Origin of the sequence: Micromonospora cabrerizensis (assembly GCF_022230955.1) — a bacterium.
Lineage (GTDB): Bacteria > Actinomycetota > Actinomycetes > Mycobacteriales > Micromonosporaceae > Micromonospora > Micromonospora cabrerizensis.
In genome coordinates this window covers 170,284-188,566 of the sequence record NZ_JAKKFI010000053.1, presented here as the reverse complement: position 1 = coordinate 188,566, position 18,283 = coordinate 170,284, and the positions used below count along the sequence as shown (strand labels likewise).

Below are 18,283 nucleotides of genomic sequence, written 5' to 3'. Positions count from 1 at the left end.
CGGCGCGGCCCGCGTACAGCAACGGCGTGGGCGCCTCGGCGGGCAGCCCGACCGTGGCCTACCCGACCATCGATCCGCTGCCCCGGCGTGGCTCGGCTCCGGACACCGCCGACGGGCGTGGCGCCACCCCGGGCCTGCCGGTCGGGCCGGTCGCCGGCCCCGGCGCGGTGGCACCGCCCGCCGCCCCGCCGGCTCCGGCTGCCCCGCCGGCCCCCGCCGCGCCGGTCAGCACCCGACCGGACTTCCCCGCCGAGGCGCCGATCTTCCGGGAGATGGAGGCGGTCTGGTTCCGGTCGCACGGCGACGACGCCACCGCGATCTTCACCCGACCCAATTTCGACGAGCCGCCAGCGCCGACGGCGGCTCCGGCCGACGCCGGCCTGCGCTCGGGCAACGGCGCTCCGTCGAGTGCCGCGTCCATGCCGGCCGCCGCGCCGGCCCGACCGAAACTGCCGACCCGTACCCCGGGCAGTTCCAACACCGACGGCACCACCACGCCGGCCACCGGGGGTCGTGGCACCGCGACCGGCGGCGGGCTCGGCGCGCCGCCCGCGGCGCCGCCGTCGTACGCTCCGCCTCCGGCTGCCCGGCCGGCACCGACCGCGCCCGGCGCGCCCTCGGCCGACGCGGACGCCTGGCGGACCGCGGCCGACGAGGGTTGGTCCCGCGCCAGTAGGGCGGCCGAGCCGGCACCCGCCGGGACCACCCGCTCCGGGCTGCCCAAGCGGGTGCCGCAGCAACAGCTCGTGCCGGGCGGCATCGAACCGAAGAGCGGCCGGGACCGCAGCCGGCGGACCCCTGATGAAGTACGCGGTCTGCTGTCGGCCTACCACCGCGGTGTGCAGCGCGGTCGGACGGCCGGAACGGACCTGAACAGCACCTCGACCAAGGAGAGCCGATGAACAGGCCAGCTGCCATGCAGGACATGGGTTGGCTGCTCACCAACTTCGCCGACAGCGTGGCGGGTATCGCCCACGTGGTGGCGGTGTCCGCAGACGGGCTGCTGCTCGCGTCCTCCCGGGACCTGCCGGGGGACCGGGCGGATCAGCTCGCCGCGATCACCTCCGGTGTGGTGAGCCTGACCGAGGGCGCAGCCCGGATGTTCAGTGCGGGCGGGGTGTTGCAGACAGTCATCGAGATGGACAGCGGGTATCTCTTCCTGATGTCGATCAGCGACGGCTCGTCGATGGCCGTACTGGCCGCGCGGAGCTGCGATGTGGGCCAGGTGGGCTACGAGATGGCCCTGCTGGTCGAGCGGGTGGGTGCCGCGCTGGTGCCACTGCCGCGTGACGCGGTGCGTTCCTAGTACCGGAAGACGGCGCTCGAACCGCGCGCCGAAGCACAGACGGAAGGCGGCGCTGGCCGGCTCCACAGTGGACGAGGAGGTGATCGGGGATGGACCAACGGCGCGTTGACCCGCGTGGCGCGCTGGTGCGTCCGTACGCGGTCACCCGGGGTCGTACCGAGCCCCGACAGGACATCGCCCTGGAGGCCGTCCTGACCGCATCGCTCACCCAGGTTGCCGAGTCCCGCTTCGCCGGGCACGACAAGCACCGAATCGCCACGGTCTGTGAGGGCCGAGCACAGTCGCTGGCGGAGATCGCCGCGTACACCCGGATGCCGCTGGGCGTCGCCCGGGTGTTGGTCGCCGACATGGTGGCCGAGAGCCTGCTGACGTTACACACTGCTGCTCCCGCCGAGGGGTTCGAGGAGCGGATGGAACTGCTTGGAAGGGTGCTAAGTGGACTTCGCAGGCTATGACCCCGCAAGGGGGCGGCCGGGCCGGGGAATCGTCTCCGCGAAGATCGTCGTCGCGGGTGGCTTCGGCGTCGGTAAGACGACACTGGTCGGGGCGATCTCCGAGATCACACCGCTGACCACAGAGGCGTTGATGACCGCGGCGGGTGTCGGCATCGACGACCCGTCCAAGGTGCCGGGCAAGGAGACCACCACGGTCGCCATGGACTTCGGCCGTATCACCATGGCCCAGGACCTGATCCTGTACCTCTTCGGTACACCCGGTCAGACCCGGTTCTGGTTCATGTGGGACGAGATCATCCGAGGTGCGGTGGGTGCCGCCGTGCTGGTGGACACGCGCCGGATCACCGACGCGTTCGCCCCGCTGGACTACTTCGAGAACCGCAACCTGCCGTACGTGGTGGCCCTGAACCGGTTCGACGGGGCCCCCCAGTACGAGCTGGAGGAGGTCCGCGAGGCGCTGGCCATCTCGCCGCAGGTGCCGCTGGTGATGACCGACGCCCGACACCGGGACTCGGTCAAGCAGGTGCTGGTGACGGTGGTCGAGCACGCCATGCTCCGCCTCGAGGCCGAGCACGGGCGGGGTTTCCCCACGCCGGTCGGCTGAGCCGTCGGGTCATGGCCGGCCGGCGCACGCCGGTCGGCCATGACGCGTCAGTCCACCCGGAGTCGGTAGCCGCGCTTCACGACGGTCTGCACCACGCGGGGCGCGCGCAGGCCGGCCCGTAGGCGGGCCACCGCCATCTCCACCGCGTGCTCGTCCGCGCCCCGGGGGAGCGTCCGCAGCAGCGCCGTGCGGGACAGCACCCGGCCGGGCGACTGGGCCAGTGCGCGTAACACGGCCATCGGGGCGGGGGCGAGTGGTCGCAACTCGCCGTCGATCACTGCGGCGTGCCCGCGCAGCGTGAGAAGGTGCCCGCCGGCCTTGAACGTCAGGGTCCGGCGGGGCAGTTCGTCGACGATCGTCCGCACCAGCGCGCCCAGCCGGGCCCGGCCCGGCGCGCTCACCGGCACCCCGCGCCGCAGCAGCGGTTCGGCGGTCACCGCGCCGACGCAGCTGGCGAGCACGTCACTGCGGAACGCGGTGAGCAGCGCGTCGGTGCGGTCCCCGGCTGCCCGCAGCAGCGCCTCGGCCGCCGGTGCCGAGGTGAAGGTCACCGCGTCCACCAGCCGGCCGGCGATCAGGTCGATCAGCCGGTGCAGCGGCGCCGGGTCGCTCGGCGGGGCCCACCGGTAGACCGGCACCTCGATCACCGTGGCACCGGCCGCCTCCAGCGCGAGGGTGCACTCGGGCTGCCGCTCACCGTGCAGCTGCATGGCGATCACTTGCCCCGCCACGCCGCGCCGACGCAGGTGATCGACCACCTCGTCGCAGCTCTCCGAGGCCGGCGACCACTGGTCGTGCAGCCCGGCCGCACGGATGGCGCCGCGTGCCTTCGGGCCGCGGGCCACCACGTACGAGCTGGCCAGCACCGAGCGCAGCGGCTCGGCCAGCCCCCAGCCCTCGGCCGCCTCCAGCCACCCCCGCATTCCGATGCCGGTGTTGGCCATCAGGATGTCCGGCGGCTGGTCGAGGCACGCGCGGGTCGCCTCGCGCAGCTCGGTGTCGTCGGACAGCGGCACGATCCGCAGCGCCGGGGCGAGGACCACCCGGGCGCCCCGGCGTTCGAGCAGCGCGGCCAACTCGTCGCGCCGCCGGTCGGCGGTCACCCCGATGGTGAAGCCCGCCAGTTCTTCCCGCATCAACCCTCCTGTCGCAGCCGCACCTCGACCAGCCCGTCGCGGCAACGCGCGTCGTGCCGTGCCACGGCCACCCCGGGCAGGTCGAGGCAGTGCCCGCTGCGCAGGTCGTACACCTGCTTGTGCAGCGGCGAGGCGACCGTCGGCACTCCGCCGCGGCTGCCGACGATGCCCCGGGACAGCACGTACGCCCCGGAGACCGGGTCGCGGTTGTCGATCGCGAACAACCCGTCCGCCGTGTGGAAGAGGGCGATCTGCGCGCCGTCGACCAGGGCGGCGACGCCTCGGTCCGGTTCCAGGCGGTCCAGGGGGCAGACGGTGGTCCAGCTCAGCGTGGTGGTCAGGTTCATCGCCGTACCTCCGGTAGGCCCAGGGTGACCGGTTGCCGACGGTGCGCGGATCCGCCCGGTGGGTGCTCGCGCACCGGCACCGGTTGGCCGCGTTCCCGGGCGAAGGTGATCGACGGGTCGGGCACGTCCGGCGCGTTGACGAAGGAGGTGTAGCGGCGGAGCCGGTCCGGGTCGTCGAGCACGTCGCGCCACTCGTCGGAGTACGACGACACGTGCTGGGCCATCGCCGCGTCCAGCTCGGCGCAGAGCCCGAGCGAGTCGTCCACGATCACCGCGCGCAGGTGGTCGAGGCCGCCGTCCATCGCCTCGATCCAGCCGGCCGTGCGTTGCAGCCGGTCAGCCGTGCGGATGTAGTAGATGAGGAACCTGTCGATCAGCGAGATCAGCGTTTCCGTGGACAGGTCGGTGGCGAACAGGTCGGCGTGCCGGGGGCGGAAGCCGCCGTTGCCGCCGACGTAGAGATTCCAGCCGGTCTCGGTGGCGATGATGCCGAAGTCCTTGCTGCGCGCCTCCGCGCACTCGCGGGCGCAGCCGGACACCGCTGACTTGATCTTGTGCGGAGCCCGCAGCCCCCGGTAGCGCAGCTCCAACGCGACGGCCAGCCCCACCGAGTCCTGTACGCCGTAGCGGCACCAGGTCTCGCCCACGCAGGACTTCACCGTCCGCAGCGCCTTGCCGTACGCGTGACCGGACTCGAAGCCGGCGTCCACCAACCGCCGCCAGATCAGCGGCAACTGCTCCACCCGCGCCCCGAACAGGTCGATGCGCTGCCCCCCGGTGATCTTCGTGTAGAGCTGGAAGTCCCGGGCCACCTCACCGATCACGATCAGCTTCTCCGGGGTGATCTCACCGCCCGGGATCCGGGGCACCACCGAGTAGCTGCCGTCGCGTTGCAGGTTGGCCAGGAAGTGGTCGTTGGTGTCCTGCAACGACGCCTGCTCACCGTCGAGCACGTGGCCGCCGCCCAGCGAGGCGAGGATCGACGCCACCACCGGCTTGCAGATGTCGCAGCCGCGCCCCCGACCGTGCTCGGCGACCAGCCGGGAGAAGGTGCGGATGCCGCGCACCCGGACGATCTCGAACAGCTCCCGACGGCTGACGTCGAAGTGCTCGCAGAGCGCGCTGGACTGCGCCACCCCGGCCGCGTCCAGGAGCTGCTTCAGCATCGGCACGCAGGAACCGCAGCTGGTGCCGGCCCGGGTGCACGCCTTCAACGCCGGCACGTCCGCGCAGCCGTCGGCGATGGCGGCGTCCACGTCGCCGCGGGTCACCGCGTTGCAGGAGCAGACCTGGGCGGCGGCGGGCAGCGCACCCGCGTCCGCCCCGCCGCCGTCCGGGGCGAGGAGCGCCAGCGGCGCGGCCGGCAGCGGGCCGCCCACGCTGGCCCGCAACGTCGGGTACGCGCTGGCATCACCGACCAGCACCCCGCCGAGCAGGGTGTGCGCGTCGTCGGAGAGCACCAGCTTCGCGTAGACCCGGGTGGCCGGGTCGGTGAACGTGACGTCCAGGCAGCCCGGGGTCGTGCCGTGCGCGTCGCCGAACGAGGCCACGTCGACGCCGAGCAGCTTGAGCTTGGTGGCGGTGTCCGCGCCCGGGAAGGTCGCCGCGCCACCGACCAGCCGGTCGGCCACCACCTCGGCCGTCGCGTACCCGGGTGCGACCAGGCCGTGGCAGGTGCCGTCGACCGCCGCGCACTCGCCGATCGCCCAGATCCGCTCGTCGGCGCTGCGGCAGGTCGCGTCGACCAGCACCCCGCCGCGCGGGCCCAGGGGCAGCTCGGCGTCCCGGGCCAGCTGGTCCCGGGGCCGGATGCCGGCGGCCACCACCACCAGCTCCGCGTCGACCGTGCCGCCGTCGGACAGCTCCAGTGCGGCGACCGCCCCGTCCGGGCCGGGCCGGATCGCGCTGGTCGCCACCCCGAGGTGGGTCCGTACGCCCAACTCGTCGACGTAGCGCCGCAGCATCGCGCCGCCGGCCTGGTCCACCTGCACCGGCATCAGCCGGGGCGCGAACTCCACCACGTCGGTGCTCAGGCCGAGCAACCGCAGCGCGTTCGCCGCCTCCAACCCGAGCAGCCCGCCCCCGATCACCGCGCCGACCCGCCGGCCGGAGGCGTACGCCCGGATCGCCGCCAGGTCGTCCAGGGTCCGGTAGACGAAGACCCCGGGCAGCTCCGCGCCGGGCACCGGTGGCACGAACGCGTACGAGCCGGTGGCCAGCACCAGCGCGTCGTAGTGGTACTCACCGACGCCGGTGGTCACCACCTGCCGGGCCCGGTCGATGGCGGTCGCCGGCTCGCCCAGACGCAGCCGCACCCCGTCGTGCGGCGTGTACAGGTTGAGGTCGCTCTCACCCACCCCGTCGAAGTACGCCGAGAGCCGCACCCGGTCGTACGCCGGCCGCCGCTCCTCGGCCAGGACGGTCACCCGCCACCGACCCTCCGGGTCACGGGCGTGCAGCGCGTCGACGAAGCGCTGCCCGACCATGCCGTTGCCGATGACGACCAGATCGCCGCCGCTCATCGCGTCACCTCCACCGATTCCGCCTGGCTCAGCCAGTCGACGATGCCGCCCACCGCGTCCCGGCACCCGCCGCACCCGGTGCCGGCGCGGGTCGCCGCCACCACCGCGTCGACCGTCCGGGCCCCGGAGCGCCAGCTGCGTACGAGTGCGCCCTTGCTGACCGTGTTGCACTGACAGACCGTGGCCGCGTCCGGCATCAGCGCCGGTGACGCGGCCGGAGTCGCGCCGACCGTGCCGAGTGCCCGGCCGAGCAGGAGCGCCCGACGGTCGGCCGGCACGGGGTGACCACGGTCGAAGAGCTGGATCACCGTGCCGACGGCCGGGTTGTCACCGAGCAGGATCGCCCCGATCAGCCGCTCGTCGCGGATCCGCAGCCGGGCGTACGTGCCCCGGGTCGGGTCGGTGAAGGTCAGCTCCTCACCGGGCCCGCCACTGACCGCGTCACCCATCGAGGCCAGGTCGATCCCGGCGGCCTTGAGCCGGGTCACCACCGGCTGGGGGCGATAGCGCGCCAGCGGGTCCGTCCCGGTCAGCACGTCGGCGAGCACCCGGGCCTGCGCCCAGGCGGGTGCGACCAGCCCGGTGAGCACGCCGTCGTGCTCGGCGCAGTCGCCGATCGCCGAGATGGACCGGTCGTCGGTGCGGAGCCGGTCGTCCACCACCACACCGCGCCGGACGCTCAGCCCGGCGGCCCGGGCGAGGGCGGTGTCCGGGCGTACGCCGCAGGAGAGCACCAGCAGGTCGGCGCGCAACGTCCGGCCGTCGGCCAGGTCGAGGCGGACGCCGGTGGCGTCGGCGGACACGCCGGTCGCCGGCACCGCGAGCTGCACGGTGACGCCGAACCCGGCGAGGGTGCCGGCGAGCACCGCGCCGGCCGCCGGGTCGAGCTGCCGTTCCATCAGGTGTTCCCTGGGGTGCACCACGGTGGTGGCGAGCCCCCGGCTGGCCAGTCCTCGGGCGGCCTCCAGGCCGAGCAGCCCGCCGCCGAGCACCAGTGCGGTGCGTGCGCCGTCCGCCGCGGCGAGGATCCGCCGGCAGTCGTCCAGGGTCCGGAACGGGACCACCCGCTCCGGCAGGTCCGTCGGGTCGAGGCCGGGCAGTGGCGGCACCACCGCCCGTGCGCCCGTGGCCAGCACCAGGTGGTCGTAGGAGATGCGTTCGCCATCGTCGGTGCGCACCTCCCGGGCGGACCGGTCGATCGCCGCCACGGGTACGCCGGTGCGCAGGTCGATGCCGTGCCCGGCGGCCTCGGTCAGTTCCACGTCCGGCTCGTCGATCCGCCCGGCCAGCAGGGTGGAGAGCAGGATCCGGTTGTACGCGCGGTGCGGTTCCGCCCCGAGCACGGTGACCTTCCGGTCCCCTTCGCGGGCGTGCAGCTCGCCGGCGAGGCGGGCGCCCGCCATCCCGTTGCCGACGATCACCACCCGGGCCGTCATGCCTTCGCCACCCGGACCGCGCAGATCTTGAACTCGGGCATCCCGGAGATCGGGTCCACCGCGTCGTTGGTGACCGAGTTGGCGCGTCCCGCCCCCGCGTAGTGGAACGGCGCGAACACCGTGTCCGGTCGGATCCCGGCGCTGAGCCGTGCCGGGGCGCACAGCTCACCCCGGCGTGAGGTCACCCGCACCGGGTCGCCGTCGTCGATGCCCAGCCGGGCGGCGAGGTCGGGGTGCAGCTCGACGAACGCCTCCGGGGCGGCGCGCCGCAGCGCGGGCACCCGGCGGGTCTGGGTGCCGGACTGGTACTGGGCCAGCACCCGGCCGGTGGTGAAGTGCAACGGGTACGCCGAGCAGACCTCCTCGGCGGCCGGCCGGTGGTCGACGGGGTGGAAGCGGGCCCGGCCGTCCGGTGTCGCGAACCGCTCGGCGAAGAGCCGTGGCGTGTCCGGGCCGTCCTCGGTCGGGCAGGGCCAGTAGGCCCCGTCGTCGCCGTCGATCCGGGCCCAGCTGATGCCGGCGTAGTCGGCGATCCCGCCGGCGGAGGCGCGACGCAGCTCGGCGAAGACGGCGGCCGGGTCGGCCGGGAACCGGGCAGCCGCCTCGGTGGCCGCGGCCTCGTCGGGGGCCAGTCGCACCGCGAGGGCGGAGATGATGTCCAGGTCGGTCCGGACGTCCGGCGGGGGCGGACGCAGCGCGCGGCGACGCAGCACCCGACCCTCCAGGTTGGTCATGGTGCCGTCCTCCTCGGCCCACTGCGCGGTGGGCAGCACCACGTCGGCCAGCGCGGCCGTCTCGGAGAGCAGCAGGTCGGCGACGACCAGCAGGTCCAGATCGCGCAACCGGCCCTCGATCCGGGACGCCCGAGGTGCGGAGACCACCGGGTTGGAGCCGAACACCAGCAACGCCCGGGGGCCGTCCGGAGTGCCGAGCGAGTCGAGCAGCTGGTAGGCCGGCACACCCGCACCGGGCAGCTCGTCGGCCGGCACCCCCCAGACCCCGGCCACGTGCTCCCGGGCCGCCGGATCGTCGATCCGCCGGTAGCCGGGGAGCTGGTCGGCCTTCTGCCCGTGCTCCCGCCCGCCTTGGCCGTTGCCCTGGCCGGTGAGGCAGCCGTACCCCGAACCGTCGCGGCCGGGCAGACCGAGGGCGAGGGCGAGATTGACGTACGCGGTGACCGTGTCGACACCCTTGGCGTGCTGCTCGGCGCCGCGCGCGGTCAGGATGATCACGCGACCGCCGGTGCCCAGCGCGCGGGCGGTTGCCTCCAGGTCGGCCACCGGCACGCCGGAGAGCTGCTCCGCGCGGGCCGGCCACCAGGCGGCGACGCTGCGGCGGACCGCCTCGAAGCCGGCGGTGCGTTCGGCCACGTAGGCCCGGTCGACCCAACCCTCGGTGAGTGCGATGTGCAGCAGCGCGTTGGCCACCGCGAGGTCGGTGCCGGGCAGCGGTTGCAGGTGCAGGTCGGCCTGGCGGGCGGTGGCGGTGACCCGGGGGTCGACGACGATCAGCCGGCCGCCGTTGCGGCGCTGCTCGGTGAGCCAGCGCACCAGCGGCGGCATGGTCTCCGCCGGGTTCGCGCCGACCAGCAGCAGGGTGTCGGCCCGGCCCAGGTCGGCGAGCGGGAACGGCAGCCCTCGGTCGATGCCGAAGGCCCGCATCCCGGCGGCCGCCGCCGAGGACATGCAGAACCGTCCGTTGTAGTCGATGTGCCGGGTGCGCAGCCCGATCCGGGCGAACTTCCCCAGCGCGTACGCCTTCTCGTTGGTCAGGCCGCCGCCACCGAAGACGGCGACCGCGTCCCGGCCGGCCGCCTGCTGGACCGCGCGGATGCCGGTGACGACCCGGTCGAGCGCGGCGTCCCAGCTCGCCGGGCGCAACTCGCCGGTGGCCGGGTCGCGCAGCAGGGGAGTGGTCAGCCGCTCCGGGTGGTCGAGAAGTTCGGCGGCGGTCCAACCCTTCTGGCAGAGCCCGCCCCGGTTGGTGGGGAACTGGCGGGGGTGGACCGACACTCCGGTGTCGTCCTCGCGCAGCGTCATGCCGCACTGCAGGGCGCAGTACGGGCAGTGCGTCGCCACCTCCCGGGGGGTCAGCCCCGGTCGAGTTGCCGACCATGCACCGTCTGTCATGTCGGCAAAGCGTGCCGCCGGGCGGTTTCCGGTCCGGGTCCCTTCTGTTTCGGTCCTGTCAAGTGGGGCTCACACCGCACGCGGGCAGCGGACGTGGCGGATGGGTGGTGTCGACGGTCGCCTCGACCAGCGCGGCCGTTGTGAACCTTATCCGTGGGGCGGTCAGCGTAGGTCGGCGCGGCGTGGTCGTCGGGTCAGGGACAGCCAGCCCAGGAACCGGTTGTGAAGTGCTCGCGGGTCCGGACGAACGCCCAGGGAGTACAGGTCGTCAACCGCGTCCTGCAGGTTCGCTGCCAGATAGAACGCCAGGGCGATCGAGTGGCCGTAGAACTCGGTCGCGAGGTGCAGTTGAGCTGGCGCACACGGCCAGGGAGCGGCGCAGTTACGGCAGAGCCACGCCGGGCGCATCGGTTGGTGCGGGCGAGGGCGGCGGGTCATCCGACTCTCACCGGACCGCGTTTGACGGGCGTGCGGCTGGTAGGGCGACGGGCTGGTGGGTCGGGCCAGATCAGGCCGGCGGGCATCACGAACACGGACCGGCGCGCGACCGCATCACCGTTCTTGGCCAGCTCGTAACCGTCGATCCACAGCCACCCGTCGTACGTCGGCCAGTCGAGGACGCGAATCACGCGGACGAGGATCGGGCGCAGGAACTGCACACTCGCGGCGCGGGTCAGGTGCAGGACGTCACCCGGGCGCGGCTTCCGCGGTTTGGGCTTCGTCTCGGGTTTCCAATCGGGCGGTACGTCGGGCACGTGCTCTCCCCCGGTCGTCATTGTGGGAAGGGGCCGCCCCGTGCGTGCTCGTCCGCGGAGATCTTGGACAGTTTCCGTTCTCACTTGACGGAAACTGTCCAAGATCTCTAGTAGGCCGAGGGTGGCCCCGTTACGAACGCGTCCGCCGGGTTCCGTGATCCCTGCCGGCCGCGCCGCCTGATCCCACCTTGCGGCCAGTAATGAGACAAAAACAGCCCGTGGCGATATGGTCGCGAGACATTCTGCGCATTCGATGGGGGAGCCGTGAACGATGCGCTACGCACCGCGCTAGCCGAGACGGGGCACTCGATTGAATCCCTGGCAGGGTTGGTCGGGGTCGATCGAAAGACGGTTGCGCGCTGGCTGAACCACGACCACATTCCCCACCCCCGACACCGGGAGGCGGCGGCGAGTGCGCTCCGACGGCCCATAGGGGACATCTGGCCGGACACTTCGAGACGTCGCGAGCCAATTTGGTTCCGGCCGTGGCAGGAGATCGAGCGTGAGGCGATCTCGCTGCGATCGTTTCAGTCGACCGTCCTCCCCGGTCTGCTCCAGACCGAGGCATACGCTCGCGCCGTGCTCGCCGGAGCCGACGTCATCGCCCGCAGCGACGTCGAGCGGCACCTGGCCTCACGGCTCGCCCGGCAAAGCCTCCTGACCCGTGAAGACCCGCCACACTTCACCGCTGTCGTTGACGAGGCCGTGTTGCGGCGACCAGTCGGCGGACGAGCCACCATGCGCGAGCAGATGCAGGCCCTCGTCACCGCGTGCGGGGCCCCGCACGTCCGCGTGCACATCGTTCCCTCAACCGTCGGTGCGTACGCTGGCCTGAACGGTCCCTTCGTGATCGCGGTGGGTTCCGAGCATCGGATTGCCGGCTATCTCGACAATCAGCTTCAGGGGCAAGTCGTTACCGATGCCGACGACATAGCGGCGATGCTGGCCGCGTGGGAGAACGTGCGCGGCGAGGCGCTTTCCCACTGGCAATCCGTCGATCTACTTACGGAGATGGCGAAGACATGGAACTGATTGGCGCGCAGTGGCGTAAGAGCACCCGCAGCAGCGGCAATGGCGGCGACTGCGTCGAGGTTGCGGACAACCTGCCTGGCACCGTTGGCGTACGGGACTCGAAGGACCCGGCAGGGCCGGCGTTGGTCTTCGGGTCGGCGGCCTGGCAGGCGTTCGTCGTCATGGCGAAGGCACAGCGCCAGGCCTGATCAGCATCACGCAGCGCGCGGGCCCTCGGCTCCTGAGACCAAGGAGAGCACCGGGGGCCTTCGCGTGTCCGGGGTCAACCCGCAGCGCCTTTGGAACTGAATCGCTGACGACATCAGCGTCGCGCGTCGCCTATAATGTGGGAAAGCTGTCTCAACTAATGGGAGTCCGCGATGAGCGTGGTGGACGTCTTCGACGCGGTGGCCGGCACCTACGACGAGGCCCGCCGACGGCTCGTGCCCTGCTTCGACGCCTTCTACGGCACGGCGGTCGAGGTTGCCGCGCCTGCGCTGCGGGCCGCGCTGGCAGCCGGTCGTACCCCGCAGGTTCTGGACCTGGGCGCGGGCACCGGCCTGCTCTCGCTGCTGCTCGCGACGGCGGTGCCCGGAGTCCGGCTGACCCTGGTGGACGCCGCGCCCGCGATGCTCGCCCGCGCCACCGACCAGCTGCACGCCCGGTCGGTGGCGCACCGGACGGTCCAGGCCGACCTGTCCGACGACCTGCCCAGCGGCCGGTACGACGCGGTGGTCAGCGCGCTGGCGATCCACCACCTGGACGACGACGGCAAGCGGGGGTTGTACCGGAGGGCTGCCGCCGCGCTGGCGCCCGGCGGGGTGTTCGTCAACGCCGAGCAGGTCGCCGGCCCCACCCCGGCGCTGGATCGGCGCTACGACGAGGTGTGGACGGCGCGGATCACCGAGTTGGGCTCGTCGCCCGAGGAGATCGCCGCCGCCCGGGAGCGGATGCGACACGACCGGCCGGCGACGGTCGCCGAGCAGTGCCGGTGGCTCGCCGAGGCGGGCCTGGTCGACGTCGACTGCTACTTCAAGGAGTGGCGCTTCGCGGTGTTCGGTGGCCGCGCCCGGTGACCGTCGCCGGTATGTGCTTTTCGACGTCGGGAAGCGAGCCGACGGTCGCGTGGATGACTGTTGGTCATACCGCTGGGTAGTCTCAGCGGCATGACTGCCAAGGTGACTCTGTCGTTTACCGACGAGACGATCGAGGAGGCCCGGCGGTTCGCCAAGCGCGAAGGGCTGTCGCTCTCCGCCTGGATGGACCAGGCCGCCCGCGAGAAGGCGCTGCGTGAGGTGTTCACCGCGCACGCCGCCGCCGTGGGCCGTGCCGGTCTGGACCTGGAGTCCGCCGCTCTCGCCGACGCCCGCGAGGTGGGCATGGTCAACGACCTGCTCTCCGGCGGACGACCGCGTGCTGCGTAGGGGAGAGGTCTGGCGCATCGAGGGCGCCCGGGAACGCCTCGGCCTCGTGGTCAGCTCGGACGTCTACAACTCCACCGACGTGCCCATCGTGATCGTGGTGGAGGTGGTGGAGGAGTCGCTGCTGCGCGACTCGCCGCTCGCCGTGTCGATGGGCCGGTACGTGGTGATGCCCGACCGCATCTCCTCGCCCATGAAGAAGTGGTTCACCGACTGCGTGGACGTCGCCGACACCGACACCATGCTCCGGGTCGGCCGCGCGCTGCGCATCCTGCAACAGCTCTGAGCACCGACCTCACCACCGCCGCCGGCCCGTGGTGCGGTCCCCGTTTCCGGGCCGACCCGCGACGGGCACTGCCAGGTAACCGGGCGTTCCTAGCGTTCCTCCTCGTCACACCGACGAGGAGGAGCCGCCGTGAGCACGCTCACCAGCACCGCAGTCACCACCCGGCCGCCGGCTGCCACCGGGCGTACGCGCCGGCTCGACGACTGGCGCCCCGAGGACCCCGACTTCTGGCGTACGACGGGCGCGCCCATCGCCCGACGCAACCTCTGGGTCTCGATCTTCGCCGAGCACGTCGGTTTCTCGGTGTGGAGTCTCTGGTCGGTCACCGTGCTCTTCCTCGGCCCCGCGTACGGCATCGACCCGGCCGGGAAGTTCCTGCTCACCGCCGTGCCGGCCGCGCTGGGCGCGGTGCTGCGGCTGCCGTACACGCTGGCGGTGGCCCGCTTCGGAGGGCGGCGCTGGACGATCATCAGCGCGCTGCTGCTCCTGGTGCCCACGGTGCCGATGACGGTGCTGCTGGAACCCGGGGTGTCCTACTCCACGCTGATGGTGCTCGCCTGCCTGACCGGCGTCGGTGGCGGCAACTTCGCCTCCTCGATGGCGAACATCAACCTGTTCTACCCGTCCCGACTCAAGGGCCGGGCCCTCGGGCTCAACGCCGGAGGCGGCAACCTCGGCGTACCCGCGGTGCAACTGGTCGGGCTGGCGGTCCTCGCCACCGCCGGTGCCGCGTACCCCCGGTTGGTGCCCGCGGTCTACCTGCCGCTGATCGTGCTGGCCGCGCTGGCGGCGGCCCGCTGGTTGGACACCGTGCCCGGGGCGCGCAACGAGCCGGGCGCGCTGCGCGAGGCGGCCCGCGACCCGCACACCTGGGTCATGTCGGTGCTCTACATCGGCACCTTCGGCTCGTTCATCGGGTTCGGTTTCGCCTTCGGTCAGGTGCTCCAGCTCCAGTTCGCCGAGCGGTTCCCCACCCCGGTCGACGCCGCCTGGCTGACCTTCCTCGGCCCGCTGGTCGGTTCGCTGATCCGCCCGCTGGGCGGGCACCTGGCCGACCGGTTGGGTGGGGCCCGCGTGACCTTCTGGAACTTCGTGGCGATGGCGGCAGGCGCGGGCACCGTGCTGTACGCCGCCCGGGAGCGTTCGTTCGGGCTCTACCTGGCCGGGTTCCTCGCCCTCTTCGTGTTCTCCGGCATCGGCAACGGTTCCACCTACAAGATGATCCCGGCGATCTTCCGGGCCCGGGCGGCGGACGCGGTGACGTCGGGTCGCCGCGATCCGGAGGCCGCCGCACGGTGGGCGCGGCGGATGACCGGCGCGTTGATCGGCATCGCGGGTGCCGTCGGGGCGTCCGGCGGGGTGCTGGTCAACATCTCGTTCCGGCAGTCGTTCCTGAGCTCCGGCAACGCCGACGCCGCCTACCTGGCCTTCATCGGCTGGTACGCGTTGTGTTTCGCCGTCACCTGGGTGGTCTACCTCCGGCCGAGGGCCGATCGGCTCGCCAACGTGTGAGCTGGGCCACGCCCGGCGTGTCGCCGCGCAGGATCGCACCCCCGTTTTGACCTGCGGACGGGGCGCCGGGTATCGTTGCCTGCTGTTGTACGACATCCAGAGGCGTGCCCTATCAGGTACGCTTGGTCGTTCGTGCGCGCTGGTCCGGCCTGCAAGATCTGGTCACCTCGGCGCGCGACCCCAGACCGACGACGAGACAAGGTAGACCTGTGCGTACGTACAGCCCGAAGCCGGGTGAGATCGAGCGTCAGTGGCACGTCATCGACGCCTCTGATGTCGTGCTGGGCCGCCTGGCCACCCACGCCGCCACGTTGCTGCGTGGTAAGCACAAGCCGACTTTCGCGCCGCACGTCGACACGGGCGACTTCGTCGTCATCGTGAACGCGGGCAAGGTTGCGTTGACCGGCAACAAGCGCCAGACCAAGGTTGCCTACCGCCACTCCGGTTACCCGGGTGGTCTGAAGCAGATCGGCTACGAGGAGCTGCTGACCAAGCGCCCCGAGCGGGCCATCGAGCTGGCCGTGAAGGGGATGCTCCCGCACAACAAGCTCGGCCGTCAGCTGATCAAGAAGCTGAAGGTCTACGCCGGTGCCGAGCACCCGCACCTCGCGCAGCAGCCGGTGCCGTTCGAGATCAAGCAGATCGCGCAGTGAGCGCGGGCGAAGGAAGCAGCATGACCGACATCACCGAGACCGAGGTCGCCCCGGAAGCCCCTGAGGCCACCGAGGCGCCGGCGCCCGTCGCCCGCGCGCCTCGCGGTGACCGGCCGATCCAGACCGTGGGCCGCCGCAAGGAGGCCATCGTCCGGGTCCGTATCGTCCCGGGCACCGGCAAGATCACCTGCAACGGCCAGGACCTCGAGGCGTACTTCCCGAGCAAGGTGCACCAGCAGCTCATCAAGGACCCGCTGGTCACCGCCGAGAAGCCCGAGCAGTTCGACGTCATCGCCAACCTGCGTGGCGGCGGCACCACCGGGCAGGCCGGCGCGCTTCGGCTGGGCATCGCCCGCGCGCTGATCATCAACGACCCGGACGACCGTCCGGCCCTGAAGAAGGCCGGCTTCCTGACCCGGGACGCCCGGGTCAAGGAGAGCAAGAAGTACGGCCTCAAGAAGGCCCGTAAGGCTCCCCAGTACTCGAAGCGCTGATCTTCACCAGCGCGTTGTACTTCTGACGGACGGCCGGTCCGCCTCCCCGCTCGGGGAGGTGGGTCGGCCGTTCCGCTTTCTCCTCATTTGTAGTGCTCATCGGAGGTTGGCGGGTATGGGTCGGTTGTTCGGCACGGATGGCGTACGCGGGCGGGCAAACGCGGATCTCACCCCCGAGTTGGCGCTGGCGCTCGCTGTGGCCGCCGCGCACACACTCGCCGAGACGGACCGCAGCCACCCGCCGCTCGCCGTCGTCGGTCGGGACACCCGGGCCAGCGGCGAGATGCTGGAGGCCGCGGTGGTGGCCGGTCTGACCAGCGCGGGTGCCAACGTGGTGCGGGTCGGCGTGCTGCCGACCCCCGCGGTGGCGTTCCTCACCGCGGAGGCCAAGGCCGACCTCGGGGTGATGCTCTCCGCGTCGCACAACCCGATGCCGGACAACGGCATCAAGCTCTTCGCCGCCGGCGGGCACAAGTTGCCCGACGAGATCGAGATGCAGATCGAGGCGGCGGTCGAGACGAACGCCACCACCGCCTGGGACCGCCCGATCGGTGCCGGCGTCGGCCGCGTGCACGACCTGCTCGACGGTGCCGACCACTACGTCCAGCACCTGGTCAGCACCGTGCCGCACCGGCTCGAGGGCATCAAGGTCGTGGTCGACTGCGCCAACGGCGCCGCCGCCGAGGTCGCCCCGGTCGCCTACCGGGAGGCCGGCGCGGAGGTCATCGCGATCCATGCCGAGCCGAACGGCCTGAACATCAACGACGAGTGTGGCTCCAACCACATCGAGGCGCTGCGCGAGGCCGTGGTCGAGCACGGCGCGCACCTGGGCATCGCCCACGACGGCGACGCCGACCGTTGTCTGGCGGTCACCGCCGACGGCGAGGAGGTGGACGGCGACGAGGTGATGGCGATCCTCGCGCTGGCCATGCGGGACGCCGGCACGCTCACCCAGGACACCCTGGTCGCGACCGTGATGAGCAACCTCGGGCTGCGGCTCGCGATGTCCGCGCAGGGCATCCGGCTGATCGAGACCAAGGTCGGCGACCGGTACGTGCTGGAGGAGCTTCGCGCCTCCGGGCTGGCGCTCGGCGGTGAGCAGAGCGGTCACATCGTGATGCCCGCCCACGCCACCACCGGCGACGGGGTGCTCACCGGCCTGCACCTGATGGCCCGGATGGCGGCCACCGGCCGGTCCCTCGCCGAGCTGGCGTCGGTGGTCACCAAGCTGCCCCAGGTGCTGATCAACGTGCCGGTCGGCGACCGGACCGTGGGTGCCGCCGCGCCGGCCGTACGCGCCGAGGTCGAGCGGGCCGAGGCGGAGCTGGGTGAGACCGGCCGGGTGCTGCTGCGCCCGTCGGGCACCGAGCTGCTGGTCCGGGTGATGGTCGAGGCGGCCACCGAGCACACGGCCCGCGAGGTCGCCGAGCGGATCGCCGAGCAGGTCCGCTCCGCCAGCCCGACTGCCTGACGGCTTCCGCGCCCTGGTTGGCCCATCTCAGTCGCCGCAACGGTTCGCGGCGGCGATCATTCGGCTGTCGTCCGCTTCCCAGCCGCCACTACCGCGCACCGATCGACCTGTGAACCGTCGACATTGGAAGGTTGTCGGCGGGCAGCCGCCATCCCTACCTTCAGTGATGTGATCGCTACCGGTGGGGAGGCGGGAGGAAAGCCGGCTTTCCCCGTGCTCGTGGAGCGCAATCTCCGCCGGGCCGGCCGCTCGTGGCATGGGCTGCGGCGTCGCGACGAGGCCGATCTTCCAACCCGACGCCCCGGCACCGTCCGTGTCTTCGAGGTGGCCGGACGGCACATCGTCGAAGAGCCTGGCGCCGCGTCCGACGCCGCTGTCCTCCTTCAGGCCGGCAGCGTCGCCGTGGTCGATCTGCGACCCCGCACGCTCGTCGTGGAGGTGCTGCTCAGACCACCGGTCGGCGCGAACCGGTGCCTCCTCCGGGTCGGCTTCCGGGCCCGGGTCGTCGATGCCGCCACGGTCGCCCGGCTCCGGGTCACCAGCCTCTTTCCAGAGCTCGACGCCTTCATCAACCAGAGCCAGCGGTTGCGCTGGTTGGTGACCGACACCAGCCTGGAGCACCTCGACGAGGCGTACTTCCGCATCCACCAGCGGTTGTTGGCCCAGTGCCACGCCCACCCCCCGGACGTCCCCGGCATGCAGATCCGGCTGGTGTCCGTGCACGTCACGATCGCGTAGGACCTCG

Annotated in this window: 20 protein-coding genes and 1 pseudogene; 14 read left to right on the top strand and 7 right to left on the bottom strand. The window is 72.3% G+C overall.

The window, feature by feature from the left end; genetic code table 11:
• The 4 genes and pseudogenes from LADH09A_RS10905 to LADH09A_RS10890 form a co-directional block, all read left to right on the top strand.
• Positions 1–902 (top strand): annotated as a pseudogene (locus tag LADH09A_RS10905) (ATPase); the annotation flags it as partial.
• Positions 899–1,306, top strand: coding sequence for a roadblock/LC7 domain-containing protein (locus tag LADH09A_RS10900; protein ID WP_007465177.1), 408 nt, complete (start codon positions 899–901; stop codon positions 1,304–1,306). The pseudogene LADH09A_RS10905 and the gene LADH09A_RS10900, both read left to right, overlap by 4 nt.
• An 89-nt stretch (positions 1,307–1,395) precedes the next feature.
• Complete coding sequence (locus LADH09A_RS10895) at positions 1,396–1,761, top strand: DUF742 domain-containing protein (RefSeq protein ID WP_088950207.1); 366 nt, start codon at positions 1,396–1,398, stop codon at positions 1,759–1,761.
• Positions 1,742–2,365 carry a GTP-binding protein gene (locus tag LADH09A_RS10890; protein WP_088950206.1) on the top strand — a complete coding sequence of 208 codons (624 nt, stop codon included), beginning with the start codon at positions 1,742–1,744 and terminating at the stop codon, positions 2,363–2,365. Before LADH09A_RS10895 ends, LADH09A_RS10890 begins: the two co-directional genes overlap by 20 nt.
• A gap of 47 nt (positions 2,366–2,412) precedes the next feature.
• Here the strand turns inward: LADH09A_RS10890 and LADH09A_RS10885 are convergent, their stop codons facing one another.
• From LADH09A_RS10885 to LADH09A_RS10855, 7 genes are all read right to left on the bottom strand, one after another.
• Positions 2,413–3,501, bottom strand: a complete 1,089-nt coding sequence (locus tag LADH09A_RS10885) for a uroporphyrinogen-III synthase (protein ID WP_238644750.1) — start codon at positions 3,499–3,501, stop codon at positions 2,413–2,415.
• Complete coding sequence (nirD, locus tag LADH09A_RS10880; RefSeq protein WP_238644749.1) at positions 3,501–3,848, bottom strand: nitrite reductase small subunit NirD; 348 nt, start codon at positions 3,846–3,848, stop codon at positions 3,501–3,503. Before nirD ends, LADH09A_RS10885 begins: the two co-directional genes overlap by 1 nt.
• Positions 3,845–6,370: a nitrite reductase large subunit NirB gene (nirB, locus tag LADH09A_RS10875; protein ID WP_238644748.1), complete on the bottom strand. Its 2,526-nt coding sequence runs from the start codon at positions 6,368–6,370 to the stop codon at positions 3,845–3,847. Before nirB ends, nirD begins: the two co-directional genes overlap by 4 nt.
• Positions 6,367–7,806: an FAD-dependent oxidoreductase gene (locus LADH09A_RS10870; RefSeq protein WP_238644747.1), complete on the bottom strand. Its 1,440-nt coding sequence runs from the start codon at positions 7,804–7,806 to the stop codon at positions 6,367–6,369. The genes nirB and LADH09A_RS10870 overlap by 4 nt, the downstream gene beginning before the upstream one ends.
• Positions 7,803–9,935: a molybdopterin oxidoreductase family protein gene (locus LADH09A_RS10865; protein WP_238644746.1), complete on the bottom strand. Its 2,133-nt coding sequence runs from the start codon at positions 9,933–9,935 to the stop codon at positions 7,803–7,805. The genes LADH09A_RS10870 and LADH09A_RS10865 overlap by 4 nt, the downstream gene beginning before the upstream one ends.
• A 162-nt stretch (positions 9,936–10,097) precedes the next feature.
• Positions 10,098–10,373, bottom strand: a complete 276-nt coding sequence (locus LADH09A_RS10860; protein WP_238644745.1) for a hypothetical protein — start codon at positions 10,371–10,373, stop codon at positions 10,098–10,100.
• Positions 10,370–10,690, bottom strand: a complete 321-nt coding sequence (locus LADH09A_RS10855) for a hypothetical protein (RefSeq protein WP_238644744.1) — start codon at positions 10,688–10,690, stop codon at positions 10,370–10,372. The genes LADH09A_RS10860 and LADH09A_RS10855 overlap by 4 nt, the downstream gene beginning before the upstream one ends.
• 264 nt (positions 10,691–10,954) lie before the next feature.
• On the opposite strand from LADH09A_RS10855, the gene LADH09A_RS10850 reads away from it, so the two are divergent.
• From LADH09A_RS10850 to LADH09A_RS10805, 10 genes are all read left to right on the top strand, one after another.
• Positions 10,955–11,722 carry a helix-turn-helix domain-containing protein gene (locus LADH09A_RS10850; RefSeq protein ID WP_238644743.1) on the top strand — a complete coding sequence of 256 codons (768 nt, stop codon included), beginning with the start codon at positions 10,955–10,957 and terminating at the stop codon, positions 11,720–11,722.
• On the top strand, positions 11,713–11,910 hold the full coding sequence (locus LADH09A_RS10845; RefSeq protein ID WP_238644742.1) for a DUF397 domain-containing protein: 198 nt from the start codon (positions 11,713–11,715) through the stop codon (positions 11,908–11,910). The genes LADH09A_RS10850 and LADH09A_RS10845 overlap by 10 nt, the downstream gene beginning before the upstream one ends.
• Positions 11,911–12,081: 171 nt before the next feature.
• Positions 12,082–12,777, top strand: coding sequence for a class I SAM-dependent methyltransferase (locus LADH09A_RS10840; protein ID WP_238644741.1), 696 nt, complete (start codon positions 12,082–12,084; stop codon positions 12,775–12,777).
• Between the two features lie 90 nt (positions 12,778–12,867).
• Positions 12,868–13,125, top strand: coding sequence for a DUF6364 family protein (locus LADH09A_RS10835; protein ID WP_088950199.1), 258 nt, complete (start codon positions 12,868–12,870; stop codon positions 13,123–13,125).
• A complete protein-coding gene (locus tag LADH09A_RS10830; RefSeq protein ID WP_238644740.1) occupies positions 13,115–13,408 on the top strand; it encodes a hypothetical protein in 294 nt (97 codons plus the stop codon). Before LADH09A_RS10835 ends, LADH09A_RS10830 begins: the two co-directional genes overlap by 11 nt.
• Positions 13,409–13,537: 129 nt before the next feature.
• Positions 13,538–14,920: a nitrate/nitrite transporter gene (locus LADH09A_RS10825; protein WP_238644739.1), complete on the top strand. Its 1,383-nt coding sequence runs from the start codon at positions 13,538–13,540 to the stop codon at positions 14,918–14,920.
• 209 nt (positions 14,921–15,129) lie between these two features.
• The gene (rplM, locus tag LADH09A_RS10820) at positions 15,130–15,573 is read left to right on the top strand and encodes a 50S ribosomal protein L13 (RefSeq protein WP_030489638.1); all 444 of its coding nucleotides are present in this window, start codon (positions 15,130–15,132) and stop codon (positions 15,571–15,573) included.
• Positions 15,574–15,593: 20 nt separating this feature from the next.
• Positions 15,594–16,067, top strand: coding sequence for a 30S ribosomal protein S9 (rpsI, locus tag LADH09A_RS10815; RefSeq protein WP_074314527.1), 474 nt, complete (start codon positions 15,594–15,596; stop codon positions 16,065–16,067).
• A gap of 115 nt (positions 16,068–16,182) precedes the next feature.
• A complete protein-coding gene (glmM, locus tag LADH09A_RS10810) occupies positions 16,183–17,538 on the top strand; it encodes a phosphoglucosamine mutase (RefSeq protein ID WP_238644738.1) in 1,356 nt (451 codons plus the stop codon).
• A 219-nt stretch (positions 17,539–17,757) separates the two neighbouring features.
• Positions 17,758–18,276, top strand: a complete 519-nt coding sequence (locus tag LADH09A_RS10805) for a hypothetical protein (RefSeq protein ID WP_238644737.1) — start codon at positions 17,758–17,760, stop codon at positions 18,274–18,276.
• Positions 18,277–18,283 lie beyond the last annotated feature (7 nt).

Coding starts and splice junctions, on each gene's coding strand:
- LADH09A_RS10900 (WP_007465177.1), top strand. CDS start 899: ATGAACAGGCCAGCTGCCATGCAGGACATGGGTTGGCTGCTCACCAAC.
- LADH09A_RS10895 (WP_088950207.1), top strand. CDS start 1,396: ATGGACCAACGGCGCGTTGACCCGCGTGGCGCGCTGGTGCGTCCGTAC.
- LADH09A_RS10885 (WP_238644750.1), bottom strand. CDS start 3,501: ATGCGGGAAGAACTGGCGGGCTTCACCATCGGGGTGACCGCCGACCGG.
- nirD (WP_238644749.1), bottom strand. CDS start 3,848: ATGAACCTGACCACCACGCTGAGCTGGACCACCGTCTGCCCCCTGGAC.
- nirB (WP_238644748.1), bottom strand. CDS start 6,370: ATGAGCGGCGGCGATCTGGTCGTCATCGGCAACGGCATGGTCGGGCAG.
- LADH09A_RS10870 (WP_238644747.1), bottom strand. CDS start 7,806: ATGACGGCCCGGGTGGTGATCGTCGGCAACGGGATGGCGGGCGCCCGC.
- LADH09A_RS10865 (WP_238644746.1), bottom strand. CDS start 9,935: ATGACAGACGGTGCATGGTCGGCAACTCGACCGGGGCTGACCCCCCGG.
- LADH09A_RS10860 (WP_238644745.1), bottom strand. CDS start 10,373: ATGACCCGCCGCCCTCGCCCGCACCAACCGATGCGCCCGGCGTGGCTC.
- LADH09A_RS10845 (WP_238644742.1), top strand. CDS start 11,713: ATGGAACTGATTGGCGCGCAGTGGCGTAAGAGCACCCGCAGCAGCGGC.
- LADH09A_RS10840 (WP_238644741.1), top strand. CDS start 12,082: ATGAGCGTGGTGGACGTCTTCGACGCGGTGGCCGGCACCTACGACGAG.
- LADH09A_RS10835 (WP_088950199.1), top strand. CDS start 12,868: ATGACTGCCAAGGTGACTCTGTCGTTTACCGACGAGACGATCGAGGAG.
- rpsI (WP_074314527.1), top strand. CDS start 15,594: ATGACCGACATCACCGAGACCGAGGTCGCCCCGGAAGCCCCTGAGGCC.
- glmM (WP_238644738.1), top strand. CDS start 16,183: ATGGGTCGGTTGTTCGGCACGGATGGCGTACGCGGGCGGGCAAACGCG.